The sequence below is a fragment of the Streptosporangium longisporum genome (assembly GCF_039534895.1).
GTDB lineage: Bacteria > Actinomycetota > Actinomycetes > Streptosporangiales > Streptosporangiaceae > Streptosporangium > Streptosporangium longisporum.
The window spans coordinates 410,814-423,341 of sequence record NZ_BAAAWD010000006.1; the positions used below are offsets into that span (position 1 = coordinate 410,814).

General features: G+C 71.4%; 15 protein-coding genes. 2 read left to right on the forward strand and 13 right to left on the reverse strand.

Going from position 1 to position 12,528, the window contains the following annotated elements:
* Nucleotides 1-122 precede the first annotated feature (122 nt).
* The 4 genes from ABD832_RS05865 to ABD832_RS05880 all read right to left on the reverse strand — a co-directional run bounded on the left by ABD832_RS05865 (nt 123) and on the right by ABD832_RS05880 (nt 2,706).
* The gene (locus ABD832_RS05865) at nt 123-359 is read right to left on the reverse strand and encodes a DUF397 domain-containing protein (RefSeq protein ID WP_344889494.1); all 237 of its coding nucleotides are present in this window, start codon (nt 357-359) and stop codon (nt 123-125) included.
* 360 nt (nt 360-719) lie between these two features.
* Complete coding sequence (locus tag ABD832_RS05870) at nt 720-845, reverse strand: hypothetical protein (RefSeq protein ID WP_344889497.1); 126 nt, start codon at nt 843-845, stop codon at nt 720-722.
* A gap of 95 nt (nt 846-940) precedes the next feature.
* Complete coding sequence (purE, locus tag ABD832_RS05875) at nt 941-1,444, reverse strand: 5-(carboxyamino)imidazole ribonucleotide mutase (protein ID WP_344889500.1); 504 nt, start codon at nt 1,442-1,444, stop codon at nt 941-943.
* Nucleotides 1,445-1,593: 149 nt separating this feature from the next.
* Entirely contained in the window at nt 1,594-2,706 is a 1,113-nt protein-coding gene (locus ABD832_RS05880; protein ID WP_344893345.1) for a 5-(carboxyamino)imidazole ribonucleotide synthase, read from the reverse strand.
* A 428-nt stretch (nt 2,707-3,134) separates the two neighbouring features.
* On the opposite strand from ABD832_RS05880, the gene ABD832_RS05885 reads away from it, so the two are divergent.
* Nucleotides 3,135-3,665, forward strand: a complete 531-nt coding sequence (locus ABD832_RS05885; RefSeq protein WP_344889503.1) for a GtrA family protein — start codon at nt 3,135-3,137, stop codon at nt 3,663-3,665.
* Nucleotides 3,666-3,751: 86 nt separating this feature from the next.
* Here the strand turns inward: ABD832_RS05885 and ABD832_RS05890 are convergent, their stop codons facing one another.
* The 9 genes from ABD832_RS05890 to ABD832_RS05930 all read right to left on the reverse strand — a co-directional run bounded on the left by ABD832_RS05890 (nt 3,752) and on the right by ABD832_RS05930 (nt 11,460).
* Nucleotides 3,752-5,029: an ATP-binding protein gene (locus ABD832_RS05890; protein ID WP_344889506.1), complete on the reverse strand. Its 1,278-nt coding sequence runs from the start codon at nt 5,027-5,029 to the stop codon at nt 3,752-3,754.
* Between the two features lie 3 nt (nt 5,030-5,032).
* The gene (locus ABD832_RS05895) at nt 5,033-5,701 is read right to left on the reverse strand and encodes a response regulator transcription factor (protein WP_012888073.1); all 669 of its coding nucleotides are present in this window, start codon (nt 5,699-5,701) and stop codon (nt 5,033-5,035) included.
* A gap of 251 nt (nt 5,702-5,952) precedes the next feature.
* Nucleotides 5,953-6,435, reverse strand: coding sequence for a bacterioferritin (gene bfr, locus ABD832_RS05900; protein ID WP_344889510.1), 483 nt, complete (start codon nt 6,433-6,435; stop codon nt 5,953-5,955).
* A gap of 16 nt (nt 6,436-6,451) precedes the next feature.
* Nucleotides 6,452-6,631: a (2Fe-2S)-binding protein gene (locus tag ABD832_RS05905; RefSeq protein ID WP_344889512.1), complete on the reverse strand. Its 180-nt coding sequence runs from the start codon at nt 6,629-6,631 to the stop codon at nt 6,452-6,454.
* A 280-nt stretch (nt 6,632-6,911) separates the two neighbouring features.
* On the reverse strand, nt 6,912-7,529 hold the full coding sequence (locus ABD832_RS05910; protein ID WP_344889515.1) for an MBL fold metallo-hydrolase: 618 nt from the start codon (nt 7,527-7,529) through the stop codon (nt 6,912-6,914).
* Complete coding sequence (locus ABD832_RS05915; protein WP_344889518.1) at nt 7,526-8,611, reverse strand: S-(hydroxymethyl)mycothiol dehydrogenase; 1,086 nt, start codon at nt 8,609-8,611, stop codon at nt 7,526-7,528. The genes ABD832_RS05910 and ABD832_RS05915 overlap by 4 nt, the downstream gene beginning before the upstream one ends.
* 156 nt (nt 8,612-8,767) lie before the next feature.
* Nucleotides 8,768-9,934 (reverse strand): adenylate/guanylate cyclase domain-containing protein, encoded by a 1,167-nt coding sequence (locus tag ABD832_RS05920; RefSeq protein ID WP_344889521.1) that lies wholly within the window; start codon nt 9,932-9,934, stop codon nt 8,768-8,770.
* A gap of 3 nt (nt 9,935-9,937) precedes the next feature.
* Nucleotides 9,938-10,456: a PH domain-containing protein gene (locus ABD832_RS05925; protein WP_344889524.1), complete on the reverse strand. Its 519-nt coding sequence runs from the start codon at nt 10,454-10,456 to the stop codon at nt 9,938-9,940.
* Between the two features lie 179 nt (nt 10,457-10,635).
* Complete coding sequence (locus ABD832_RS05930) at nt 10,636-11,460, reverse strand: biotin--[acetyl-CoA-carboxylase] ligase (RefSeq protein WP_344889527.1); 825 nt, start codon at nt 11,458-11,460, stop codon at nt 10,636-10,638.
* A gap of 136 nt (nt 11,461-11,596) precedes the next feature.
* Between ABD832_RS05930 and fdhD the strand changes: the two genes are divergently transcribed.
* Nucleotides 11,597-12,466 carry a formate dehydrogenase accessory sulfurtransferase FdhD gene (gene fdhD / locus ABD832_RS05935; RefSeq protein ID WP_344889530.1) on the forward strand — a complete coding sequence of 290 codons (870 nt, stop codon included), beginning with the start codon at nt 11,597-11,599 and terminating at the stop codon, nt 12,464-12,466.
* Nucleotides 12,467-12,528 lie beyond the last annotated feature (62 nt).

A 12,528-nucleotide genomic window follows, 5' to 3' on the forward strand; every position in this document is an offset into this window, starting at 1 on the left:
AGGGAGATGGGCACGGAGAAACGTTGACCTGGGTCATGAAAAGCCCTGGGGACGGGCGTTCCGGTCCGTCGCCCGAGGGCGGGGGCCGCCCGGACCGGCCGGGATCGTGAGCCCCCGCGCGATCAGTCGTCGAACTCCCCCAGCTTCACCCCGCCGACGAAGGCGTCCCACTCCGCCCGGGTGAAGAACAACTTCGGCCCCTCGGGGTTCCTGGAGTCGCGCAGCACGTACAGGGGGCCGGTCCCGGCCTTGTGGCCCTCGCCGACGTCGTCGACCACGGCCACCTCGACGCAGTTGCCGTCACCGTCCCCCTCGGGAGCCGCCCTGCGCCAGACGGCCTTGCTGAGGTCCGCGTCCATGTCGCCCCTCACCTTCGTCGCTCAATGCCCGCCGGCCGGGACGGGGCCCCGCGCGGAGCTCTCTACGGAACGGGTGTGGATCTCCGCCACGTCTCGGGGCGATCGATGACGTCCCCTTCGATGCCGCGGTCCACGTACACGACACGATAGACCGGGACCGCCTTCGGCGCCGGTGGTCGCGCGGACACGGGAACACGGGAACACGGGGGTACGGGGACGCGCGGATCCGCGGGCACGAGGCCCGGAAAGGACGAACGATCCCTCAAGGGACCGGGGACGGGGGTGTCGGTGACAGAGGGGAACCCCGCGGGTGCGAGGCCCGTGAAAGGGCGGGGAAAGACCGGGAACCGCGGGCGGGTGTCAGCGCGCCGAGATGGAGCTCACGTCGGAGTGGGCCGGTGACCGGCTCTCACCGGCGCCCACGCTGCCGAACACGGCCAGGACCGCCATGGTGAGCCCAAGGGTGGCACGGATCGCATTCCTCATGATTCTCAACCTCCCGAATCTGCGAGAATCATCTCCTTCCCCCCGTATTCCCGTCTATCCGCAATTCCCTAAAATGGTGGTCAAAACGGGAATAATCAGGCTCCGAGCTGGGCGGCCTCGGCGCGGAGTCGCTCGCCCTTGGCATGGGCCTGCTCCTTGAGGGCGACCTGGAACGCCTCCATCTTCGCCCTGAGCCCCTCGTCGGCGGCGGCCAGGATCCGCACGGCCAGCAGGCCCGCGTTGCGGGCGCCCCCGACGGCGACGGTCGCGACCGGGACGCCCGCCGGCATCTGGACGATCGACAGCAGGGAGTCCATGCCGTCGAGGTACTTCAGCGGGACGGGCACGCCGATCACCGGCAAGGGGGTCACCGAGGCGAGCATGCCCGGCAGGTGGGCGGCTCCCCCGGCACCCGCGATGATCACCTTCAGCCCGCGTCCGGCCGCCCCGGCGCCGTAGGCGATCATCTCCTCGGGCATGCGGTGCGCGGAGACCACGTCGGCCTCGAAGGCCACCCCGAACTCGGCGAGCGCCTCGGCGGCGAGTCTCATCACCGGCCAGTCGGAGTCGCTGCCCATGACGATGCCGACGGTGACCATGATCTCTCCCTGCCTGCGGGCCGCGGGGGCCGCGTTCTCGGTGATGCCGTGCTCCGGGGGCGGTCACGCCCTGGGGACGTCGCGCCCGGTGGTCGCGTGCCCGATGATGCCGTACCACCGGGGCGGCCGGGCCCCGGTGACGGCGGCTCTCAGGTGTACCGGCCCTCGGTGAGGTAGACCGCGGCGTGCCGGGCGCGCGCGCGGACCTCGTCCAGGTCGGTGCCGAGCGCGGTGACGTGGCCGATCTTGCGCCCCGGCCGCACCTCCTTGCCGTAGAAGTGGACCTTGATCCCGGGATCGTGGGCCATCACGTGCTCGTACCTGGCGAAGACGTCGGGGTCGTCGCCGCCCAGCAGGTTGGCCATCACCACGACGGGGGCGGTCGGCGCGGGAGACCCGAGCGGCAGGTCGAGGACGGCGCGCAGGTGCTGCTCGTACTGGGAGGTGCGGGAACCCTCGATCGTCCAGTGCCCGCTGTTGTGCGGGCGCATGGCGAGCTCGTTCACGATCAGGCCGGAGGGGACGGCGAACATCTCCACGGCCAGCAGGCCGGTCACGCCGAGCTCCTTGGCGATGTTCAGGGCGATCTCCTGGGCCGCGGCGGCCAGCTCCGGATCGAGGCCTGGCGCGGGGGCGAGCACCTCGACGCAGATCCCGTCCCGCTGGACGGTCTCCACCACCGGGTAGCTGACGCCCTGCCCGTGCGGCGACCTGGCGACCAGCACGGCGAGCTCCCGCTCGAACGTCACGAACCCCTCGGCCATCAGCGGCACGCCGGAGGCCAGCACCTCGGCCGCGTCCCCGGCCGAGCGGCAGACCCAGACGCCCCGCCCGTCGTACCCCCCGCGGACCGCCTTGAGCACGACGGGCCAGCCGTGCTCGGCGGCGAAAGCCTCGACGTCGGCGGCCGTCCCGACCCGCCGCCAGGGCGGGCAGGGGGCGCCGATCGCGGTCAGCCGCTCTCGCATCACGGCCTTGTCCTGGGCGTGCACGAGCGCGTCGGCGCCGGGGTGCACGGAGAAGCCGTCCTCGATCAGGGCACGGACGTGCTCGGTGGGCACGTGCTCGTGGTCGAAGGTGACCGCGTCGCACCCCTTGGCGAGGTCGCGCAGGTCCGCCAGGGACCGGTGGTCGCCCAGGCGCACGTCGGCGATCACACGGGCGGCGCTCTCGTCGGGCGAGCCCGCCAGGACCCTCAGCTCGACGCCGAGGGCGATGGCCGCCTGCTGGGTCATCCGGGCCAGCTGGCCCGCCCCGATCATGCCGACGACGGGTCCGCGGGGATGGGCCGAAGAATGGCTGCTCACGGCGGTCGAGTGTACCGCCCCCGGTACGGGACCGGTCGGCCGGTCGGCTGGTCGGTCGGGGGCGGGATCGGCGCGGGAGCCGGGCGGCCGTTCCGGGTCGCCTCGCAGGCACGACCGCCCGGCGTGTCCTGCGCCGGGGTGGCGCCCCCTCCACCCCGGAGGGGTCCGGAGGTTCCCCGCGATCCACCGGCCTGGCGTGACGCCGGGGCGTCTTCCCGAGCCGCAATATACGACATTTCGTGAATAGTCCCTGATGGGGACTATGAGAAAATCGAGATGATGTCACGCGGCCTCGCGCGCCGCACCGGTACCCTGATCCGAGAGTGTTCGAGGTCCTCCGACGTGGTGGATCACCGGTCGACCCGAAAGGACCGTGCACGGACGTGGAGTTTCTCCGAAACGGCTACCGGCGGCTCGCCGGGCTGGCACGGGAACTGGCGAAGTTCGGCGCGATCGGCGCGATCGCCTTCCTGATCGACACCGGTACCACCAACCTGCTCCGGTTCGGGTTCGACTGGGGGCCGCTCACCTCCAAGGTCATCGCCACCGTCGTCGCGGCCACCTTCGCCTACCTCGGCAACCGCCACTGGACGTTCAAGGACCGGGAACAGAGCGGCCTGGCCCGCGAGTACTTCCTGTTCTTCGTGCTCAACGGCATCGGCCTGCTGATCTCCCTGCTGGTGATCGGCTTCGTGACCTACACGCTCGGCCTGGAGGACGCGCTGAGCTACAACGTCGCGCTGCTCATCGGGACCGGGCTCGGCACCCTGTTCCGGTTCTGGTCCTACAAGAAGTGGGTCTTCCTGCCGGGCGTCACCCCGGTCGCCCCGGCGCCGACCGGCCAGGTGAACGGCCACGTGTACCTGCTGAACACGACCCAGGAGGAGGACGTGCGGCCGCCCCGGCAGCACTGAGCCCGCAAACCCCCGCAAGCCCCCGCAAAACCCTGCCCGGCCCCCGCGCCGCGGACGAGGACGCCGCGACGGGCCGTCCCGTGCGGTCAGGCGGGCCCGCGCACGACGCGGTTCCTGCCGGTGTCCCCCACCTGGCGCAGGAAGAGCGCGAACGCCGCGGGACGGGGCCGTACCAGCTCCAGGCGCCCGCCGTCGGCGGCGGCCAGAGCCCTGGCCAGAGGCAGGCCCAGACCCGTGCTGCCGCCCCCGCTGACGTTCCGCTCGAAGACCCTCGGGGCCAGGTCGTCGGGGATGCCCCTGCCCTGGTCCGCGACCTCGATCACGACGGACCTCTCCTTGACGCTGGTCGTCACGGTCACCGTGCCGTCGCCGTGCCCCAGCGAGTTCTCCAGCAGGGTGGAGACGACCTGGCCGATGCCGCCCCCGGTGCCCAGGGCCTGGAGTTCGCGCGTGCCGGCCAGCTTCAGCCTCCGCCCGGCCCGGCGGAACGCCGGCCCCCACTCGATGAACTGCTGGTCGAGCAGCGCGTCGAGTTCCACGATCTCGGCCTGGGCCTGACGCTGCCTCCTGGCGGTGGCCAGCAGCTCGTCGATCACGGCGGTCAGCCGCTCGGCCTGCACGATCGCGGCCTCGCCCTCCTCCTTGACGATGCCGGGCTCGTCGGCGGCCGCGACGATCTCCTCCAGCCTCATGGTCAGGCCGGTGAGCGGGGTGCGGAGCTGGTGGGAGGCGTCGGTGGCGAACTCCCGCTCCCTGGCCAGCAAGTCCGAGATGCGGGTCGCGCTCCGGTCCAGCACCTCGGCCACCCGGTCGAGCTCCTGGATCCCGTAGCGGTGCTTGCTGGGCCGGGCGTCACCGGAACCGAGCCGCTCGGCGATCATCGCCAGGTCGCTGAGCGGGAGCGTCAGGCGCCGCGACTGCACGATGGCGAGCCCCACCGCGACCGCCAGGGCAGCCGCGGCGAGTCCGAGGATGAGGAAGAGCCAGGCGTGCGCCTCGCGTTCCACCTCCGTCCTGTCCCGGCTGACCGCGACGTACACGCCGTTCTCCGACTGGGCGTCCTCGGTCATCTTCTGGCTCTCGGGGGGCTCGGTGCCCACCGTTATCACCTGGGGCGGTGTCCCCTTCGCGTAAATCTGAATGTAAAGGTCGGAGTACTTACGTTCCAGTTGCTGCTCGTCGACCGGCTGGTCCTGGATCCGGGCGTACTCGACCTCCCCCAGCAGGCTCTTGGCGTGCGAGGAGAGCGCCTGGGTCGCCTCCTCCTCGATGAGCCGGTTGACCGCCACACCGAGGGGGATGCCGAGCAACAACACCCCGATGACCGCGACGAGGAGGGTTGAGGAGAGCAGGCGGCGGCGCATCTCCTACTCGCGCTCGAACCTGAAGCCGACCCCTCGAACCGTCGTGATGTACCGGGGCTTGGCGGCGTCGTCCCCGAGTTTGCGGCGTAGCCAGGAGATGTGCATGTCCAGGGTCTTGGTCGACCCCCACCAGTTGGTGTCCCACACCTCGCGCATGATCTGCTCGCGGGTGACCACCTTGCCGGCGTCCCGGACCAGGACCCTCAGCAGGTCGAACTCCTTGGTGGTCAGATGGAGTTCCTTGTCGCCCATCCAGGCGCGCCGGGAGTCGGCGTCGATGCGCACGCCCTGGACCACCGGGGTCTCGGACGTGCCGCGCCGCAACAGGGCGCGGACGCGCGCCAGCAGCTCGGCCAGACGGAAAGGCTTGGTCACGTAGTCGTCGGCCCCGGCGTCGAGGCCCACCACGGTGTCCACCTCGTCGACGCGGGCGGTGAGTATCAGCACGGGAGTGCCGTGGCCCTCGGCGCGGATGCGCCGGGCCACCTCCAGGCCGTCCATCTCGGGAAGACCGAGATCGAGAACGATCAAGTCGATGCCGCCCGACAGCGCTCGTTCCAGAGCCTGCGGGCCGTCAGGGCTCACCTCTACTTGATAACCCTCGCGGCGCAACGCGCGCGCCAATGGTTCGGAAATCGAGGTGTCATCCTCGGCGAGTAGTACACAGGTCATGTTGCGATCGTAGGACCTTAGGGGATCGTTTCCCGGGTACAGCGCGCGGTTTGACGTGTCGTTGACCTATCCATTGACCTGGGCAAACACTGATAAATCCCGGATAGTCATCCCGCAACGGCCTGAGGCCGAGCGGTAGGTCCCCCACCTAGTAAGCCCCTCGAAAGCACAGGGGCCCAAAAGGATCGGCCGACAAAACAGAACACGCCCGACCGGAAGGGATCCGGTGGGCGTGTTCCGCTCGATTCATGTCACTCCGCCGTCGGCGGCTCGGCGTAGCGGGCGAGGTAGAGCTGCTCCCCGAGGCTTCCGATCAGCCCCAGTTCGGTCTCCAGGTAGTCGATGTGGCGCTCCTCGTCCTCCAGGATCTCCTCGAAGATCCGGGCCGAGGTGGCGTCGCCCTTCTCGCGCATCAGGACGATGGCGGGCCGCAGGCGGGTGACCACCTCCAGCTCGACGTTCAGGTCCGCGCGGAGCTGCTCCGCCACGGTCTGGCCGATGTGCAGGGTGCCCAGCTTCTGGTAGTTGGGCAGTCCCTCCAGGAAGAGGATGCGGTCGGTGAGCTTCTCCGCGTGGCGCATCTCGTCGATGGACTCTTCGCGGGTGTATTTGGCCAACCGGGTGTAACCCCAGTTCTCCTGCATCTTGGCGTGAAGGAAGTACTGGTTGATCGCGGTCAGCTCTGCGGTGAGCTGCTCGTTGAGCAGTTCAATGATCTTCTTGTCGCCCTGCATGATCGGGCTCCTCGTGCTATGCGGTCGGCATCAAGTCTTCAGACCGCTTCAGGATCGCACAAATTTTCCGCACGCAAGAAGCGCAGTCGCCACCGGCGCCCGTGGAGTCGCGGATCTGGCGCGCACTCTTCGCCCCTGCCGAGATGCAGTCGTGCACCTCGTTCTCGGTGACCGCTCGGCAGACGCATACGTACACGGCGGGTGTGACCTCTCATGAGGGTACCATAGGTAAGGCACACCTAAGGTAACTCATTTGGTTAGGCTTGCCTATGTGAGGTAGGGCACACTCACCCGGCCGTCACACCCTCCTGCCGTTCCCGCGACCCCGCCCGCCCTTCCGGGACAGGTCACCGGCACGGCCCCGCGGTTTTGTCCCGCACCCCCGTCACACGCCGCCCAGGCCCTCCGGCCGGCCGGTGGGTGGCCGGGAATGCCCCGGGGCGTCCGGAACGCTCACGGACGCCCTCGGCGCCTCCTCAGTGCCCTCTGGCCAGCCACTCCTCCAGGTGACCCGCCTCCTGGCCGATGACGGTGGAGGGCCCGTGGCCGGTGTGCACGACCGTCTCCGGGGGCAGGGTCAGCAACCGTCCCTTGATCGACTCGATGATCGTGCCGAACGAGGAGAAGGACCGCCCCGTCGCGCCGGGACCGCCCTGGAACAGGGTGTCACCGCTGAAGACCGTGCAGATGTCCGCGGCGTACAGGCAGACCGCGCCCGGGGAGTGGCCCGGCGTGTGCAGCACGGTCAGCTCGACCCCTCCGGCCGAGAGCACCTGGCCGTCCTGGAGCGGGACATAGGGCAGATCGGCGTAGACCATCTCCCACAGCACCTGGTCGGCCGGGTGCAGCAGGACCGGCGCGCCCGTCCGCTGGGCGAGCTCGGCGGCCGCGTCGATGTGGTCGTCGTGCGCGTGGGTGCACACGATGGCCCTGACCTCCCGGCCACCGACCCGCCGGGCGATCGCGGCGGCGTCGTGCGCGGCGTCGACGACGACGACCTCGCTCGCCGAGCCGACGATCCAGACGTTGTTGTCGACGTCCCAGGTCCCGCCGTCCAGCGAGAAGGTGCCGGAGGTGATGATCTTGTCGATCACAGGATCACCACCGAGCGCAGGACCTCGCCGCGGTGCATCCGCGCGAAGGCCTCCTCGACGTCGCCCAGGCCGATCGTCTCGGAGACGAAGCGGTCCAGGTCCAGCCGTCCCTGCAGGTACAGGTCGATGAGCATCGGGAAGTCGCGGCTGGGCAGGCAGTCGCCGTACCAGGAGGACTTCAACGCGCCACCGCGGCCGAAGACGTCGATCAGCGGCAGCTCCAGCGTCATCTCCGGGGTGGGCACCCCCACCAGGACCACGGTCCCGGCCAGGTCACGGGCGTAGAACGCCTGCTTGTAGGTCTCGGGACGGCCCACGGCCTCGATGACCACGTCCGCGCCGTTGCCGCCGGTGAGCTCCTTGACCGTCTCGACCACGTCCTGGGTGCGGGAGTTGACCGTGTGGGTGGCGCCGAACTCGGTGGCCCAGCCGAGCTTGCGGTCGTCCACGTCCACCGCGATGATCTTCGAGGCGCCCGCCAGCCGGGCCCCCAGGATGGCCGCGTCACCGACACCGCCGCACCCGATGACCGCCACGCTGTCGCCACGCCCCACCCCGCCGGTGTTGATCGCCGCACCCAGGCCCGCCATCACGCCGCACCCCAGCAGCCCGGCCACCTTCGCCGGGGCCGAGGGGTCCACCTTGGTGCACTGCCCGGCCGCCACCAGCGTCTTCTCGACGAACGCGCCGATGCCCAGCGCCGGGCTGAGCGGCGTCCCGTCCTCCAGGGTCATCGCCTGGGAGGCGTTGTGGGTCGCGAAGCAGTACCACGGACGGCCGCGCAGGCACGCCCGGCAGTTCCCGCACACCGCCCGCCAGTTCAGGATCACGAAGTCACCGGGGGCCACCTCGGTGACGCCCTCGCCGACCGCCTCGACCACCCCGGCGGCCTCATGCCCCAGCAGGAACGGGAACTCGTCGTTGATGCCCCCCTCCCGGTAGTGCAGGTCGGTGTGGCAGACGCCACAGGCCTGGACGGTCACCACCGCCTCCCCCGGTCCCGGATCGGGCACGATGACGGTCTCCAGCGAGACCGGCTCGCCCTTGCCACGCGCGACCACGCCTTGCACGGTGTACGGCATTCCTGCACCTCATCTGTTCCGGAAACTCTCCGAGCCCCCGAGAGCCCCCGAGAGCCCCCGCGAGCCCTCGCGAGGCTCCACGGTACTCGCGGGGCTCCGTGCGCTCGCCTCCCTGCGGGACGGTCCTCGGGGCCGCACCCGGAGCTCGGTGGTCGGTCAATGACTATCAGGACTCCGGCGCAGAACATAAGGCTGGACCACCCCGAGTCCGCGGGCGGGCCGGCGCGGGATGCGGCCCACCTCGACGCCGGGCGCGCCCTCCAGCGCCCCGGCCAGCCCGTCGTCGACGACGATCGTGCCGGGACGGGCGATGGCCGTGAGCCTGGCCGCCAGGTTGACCGTGGTGCCGAACACGTCCCCCATGATCGGCACCACCGGGCCGTACGCCAGCCCGATCCGCACGTCCGGCCCGTACCGGCGGACCGTCTCGACCATGTCCAGGGCGATCGTCGCGGCCGTGCGCGGGTCGGAGGCCGAGAAGAGCACCTCGTCGCCGAGGGTCTTGATCAGCCGTCCCCCGTGCTCGGCGACGACGTCGGAGGCCCGCGCCTCGAAGCCCTCGACCAGCTCGGCCAGGCCGCGCTCGTCCAGCTCCCGGGAGACCCGGGTGAAGGAGACCAGGTCGGCGAAGCCCACCGTCAGCGTGAGCCGGGCCGGCGCGATCCGGTCGTCGATGTCGGCGACGGTCAGCAGGCGGGTGCCCGCGGCGGCGAGCTGGGCGCGCCAGACGTGCACCAGCACCTTCTCGAAGTCCGGGAGCAGCCGGCGGGAGGTGTCCATGACCGCGGCCAGGTCCTCGTCGGCCGGCCGCTCCCCGGGGTCGAGCATGGCGCCGATCATGATCTCGGCCTGCCACTGGGCGAGCCTGGCGGTGGTCTGGCCGAGCGCCCGGGACATCCGGATGACGGTCCGGTCGTCCATCAGGCCGTTCTCCATCATCGCCCGGACCCGCAGCAGCACCGCGACGTCCGCGTCGGTGAAGGCCACGGCGTCGTCGGGAAGCGTGGCGAACCCCAGGGCCCGCCAGATCCGTTCGGTGAGCTCCTGCGGGACCCCGGCGAGCGCCGCCACCTCGATCCGGGTGTAGCGGGGGGCCGTGCCGACGAAGAGGTGCTCGATCTGCTCCGCGGTCGGGCGCCCCGCGGGCACCCGCCCGGCCGGATCCGTCCCGCCCGGTCCCGTCGCCTCCGGGACCGTCTCCCGCGTGCCCGCCGCCTCCGCATCCGTCCCGATCCGGCCCCCGGTGCTCCCGGGCCCCTCTCCGGGGCTCCCCGCGGGGTTCCGGTACGGGTCCTCGCCCCGGTCGGGGAGGTCACGCCCCATCGGTCACCGCCCGCCGGGTTCGGAGGGCTCCCCGTCGGCCGCCTCGTCGATCGCGCGGAACAGCTCGGTCCGCACCTCCTGGATGCGCGGGATGTCGCGGAGCGTGATCCGGCCGCTGTCGCCCGCCGACTCCACGACGAGCGTGCCGCAGCCGAAGAGCCTCTCCGTCAGCGTCTGGTCGGCGCTGACCGCCACGACCTTGGCCATCGGGATGTCGTCGACGGACGTGCTCAGCACGCCGGTGCCGATGGTGAGCCGGTGCGAGGTGAGCACGTACGTGGTGTTCCTCCAGCGCAGGTACGGCACGAACGACCACACCGTCAGCAGGCCGACGCTGATCACGGCCACCGCGATCAGCGCGTAGAACGTGTACTCGAAGTCGGGCATGAAGAAGACGGCGGCACCGGACGCCAGGATGATCAGGATCAGCGCGAGGAACGGCACGATGAGGCGTTTCCAGTGAGGGCGGAACGACCTGATCCGTCGTTCCCCCTCCGTCATCTGGTGATCGGGTAGACCCATGGGCCAAATCGTGGCACGTCCGCGGGCCCCGCGTCATGAGCCGCGGGAGCGAACACGCGCGGCGTCACGAACCGGCAGGGGACACGGACGGCGCACGGCCGGGTCACGGCCGGCGCACGGCCGGGTCACGGACGGCGCACGGCCGGCACGCGGGCGGAGGAAAGGCAGGGCACGCGGGGTCACGAGCCCTGCGGGCGGACGTGCACCACGTCCCCCACGCTGAGCGCGTGCTGCTCCCCCTTGGCGTCGACGAGCAGGTGACCCGCGTGGTCGACGCCGGTGGCCGTGCCGGTCAGCACCCGCTCCCCGGGCAGCTCCACCCGGACCCGGCGGCCGACCGTGGCGCTGGCCGCCAGGTAGGCGGCCCGCAGACCGCACGCCTCGGGGTCGCCGTCGGCCTCGGACCACTCCCGGTAGTGGGTCTCGACCTCCCTCAGCACCGCGCGCAGGAGCGGGTCCCGGTCGGCGCCGGTGGCCTTCTCGATGACCAGCGAGGTGGCGGTCTCCACCGGCAGCTCCTCGGCGCGCAGGCTCACGTTGAGCCCGACGCCCACGATCACCGCGCTGTCGATCCGCTCGGCGAGCACCCCGGCGAGCTTGCGCTCACCGACCAGCAGGTCGTTGGGCCACTTGAGCCGGACGTCGACCTCGGTGACCTTCCGCACCGCGGACGCGACCGCCAGGCCGACGAGCAGCGGAAGCCAGCCCTGCCTGGCCGGGGGCGGGTCGGGGCGGAACAGCATGGAGAACGTCAGGCCCGAGCGCGGTGGAGCGCTCCACGCCCGGCCGAGCCTGCCCCGTCCGGCGAACTGGGTCTCGGCGACGATGACGGCCCCCTGCCGGACGCCGTCGCGGGCGGCCTGCCCGAGGTCCGCGTTGGTCGATCCGGTCCTGGCGACCACGGTGATGTCGGACCACAGGCCACCGGGGCGGACCAGGGCCCGGGTGAGCGCGGCCTGGGAGAGCGGCGGGCGTTCGAGATCGGTGAAGGGCGAATCGAGCACCTCACCATCCTGCCTTCCTCGGGGAGCGACCGGTACCTAATCACCGTATGTCGTCGCAGGGCCCGCGTCCGTGACCCGGCGGCAGCGCATATGGTGGCCTGATCGTCACCGTCGCCGGACGCGCTGGAGGATGGGCATGAGCGGACCTCCCGACCCGCGGGCGGAGACCGTGCGCAGGCCCGGCCCCACCACCCGGGCGCGGGTCGGGCAGATGCGCTCGGGCACCCTGCACGAGCGCCGCGACGACCTGGCCACCGAGGAACCGCTGGAGATCCGGATCCGCTCGGGCTCGGAGCACCGCACGGTCGCGATCACCATGCGCACCCCCGGGCACGACTTCGAGCTGGCCGCAGGCTTCCTGTACGGCGAGGGCGTCGCCACCCCGGCCGGCGTGGCGTCCATCGCCTACTGCACCGACGAGGACGTGCCCCCGCAGGCGCGCTACAACACCGTCACCGTACGGCTCCACGGCCCGCTGCCCGACCTGCCCTCGCTGGACCGGCACTTCGTGACGTCGAGCGCGTGCGGCGTCTGCGGCACCGCGAGCCTCGACGCGCTGCGCGACCGCTGCCCCCCGGCACCCGCCGGGCAGGGCCCGCTCGTCTCCCCGGAGGTCCTGTACGGCCTCCCCGACCGGCTCAGGCGGGCCCAGGGCGTCTTCGGCAAGACCGGGGGGCTGCACGCCGCCGGGCTGTTCACCCCCGGGGGAGAGACGCTCGCGGTCCGCGAGGACGTGGGACGGCACAACGCGCTGGACAAGCTCGTCGGCTGGGCCATGACGACCGGCAGGCTGCCGCTGGACGGTCACCTGCTCATGGTCAGCGGGCGGACCAGCTACGAGATCATGCAGAAGGCCCTCACCGCGGGCCTGGCGGTCGTCTGCGCGGTCTCCGCGCCCTCCTCCCTGGCCGTCGAGCTGGCCAGGGAGTTCGACATGACGCTGGTCGGCTTCCTGCGCGAGGAGCGCTTCAACGTCTACGCCGGAGCGCACCGCCTCACCCCGTGACCGCGCCCGTCCTGGCGGGACGGGCACGGAACGGAACAATCAGGGGACCGGACCGGGACGGG

Excerpts from the sequence above, each read along its gene's own strand:
- ABD832_RS05865 (WP_344889494.1), bottom strand. The coding sequence starts at position 359 with ATGGACGCGGACCTCAGCAAGGCCGTCTGGCGCAGGGCGGCTCCCGAG.
- ABD832_RS05870 (WP_344889497.1), bottom strand. The coding sequence starts at position 845 with ATGAGGAATGCGATCCGTGCCACCCTTGGGCTCACCATGGCGGTCCTG.
- purE (WP_344889500.1), bottom strand. The coding sequence starts at position 1,444 with ATGGTCACCGTCGGCATCGTCATGGGCAGCGACTCCGACTGGCCGGTG.
- ABD832_RS05880 (WP_344893345.1), bottom strand. The coding sequence starts at position 2,706 with ATGATCGGGGCGGGCCAGCTGGCCCGGATGACCCAGCAGGCGGCCATC.
- ABD832_RS05890 (WP_344889506.1), bottom strand. The coding sequence starts at position 5,029 with ATGCGCCGCCGCCTGCTCTCCTCAACCCTCCTCGTCGCGGTCATCGGG.
- ABD832_RS05895 (WP_012888073.1), bottom strand. The coding sequence starts at position 5,701 with ATGACCTGTGTACTACTCGCCGAGGATGACACCTCGATTTCCGAACCA.
- bfr (WP_344889510.1), bottom strand. The coding sequence starts at position 6,435 with ATGCAGGGCGACAAGAAGATCATTGAACTGCTCAACGAGCAGCTCACC.
- ABD832_RS05915 (WP_344889518.1), bottom strand. The coding sequence starts at position 8,611 with ATGCCGTACACCGTGCAAGGCGTGGTCGCGCGTGGCAAGGGCGAGCCG.
- ABD832_RS05920 (WP_344889521.1), bottom strand. The coding sequence starts at position 9,934 with ATGGGGCGTGACCTCCCCGACCGGGGCGAGGACCCGTACCGGAACCCC.
- ABD832_RS05925 (WP_344889524.1), bottom strand. The coding sequence starts at position 10,456 with ATGGGTCTACCCGATCACCAGATGACGGAGGGGGAACGACGGATCAGG.
- fdhD (WP_344889530.1), top strand. The coding sequence starts at position 11,597 with ATGAGCGGACCTCCCGACCCGCGGGCGGAGACCGTGCGCAGGCCCGGC.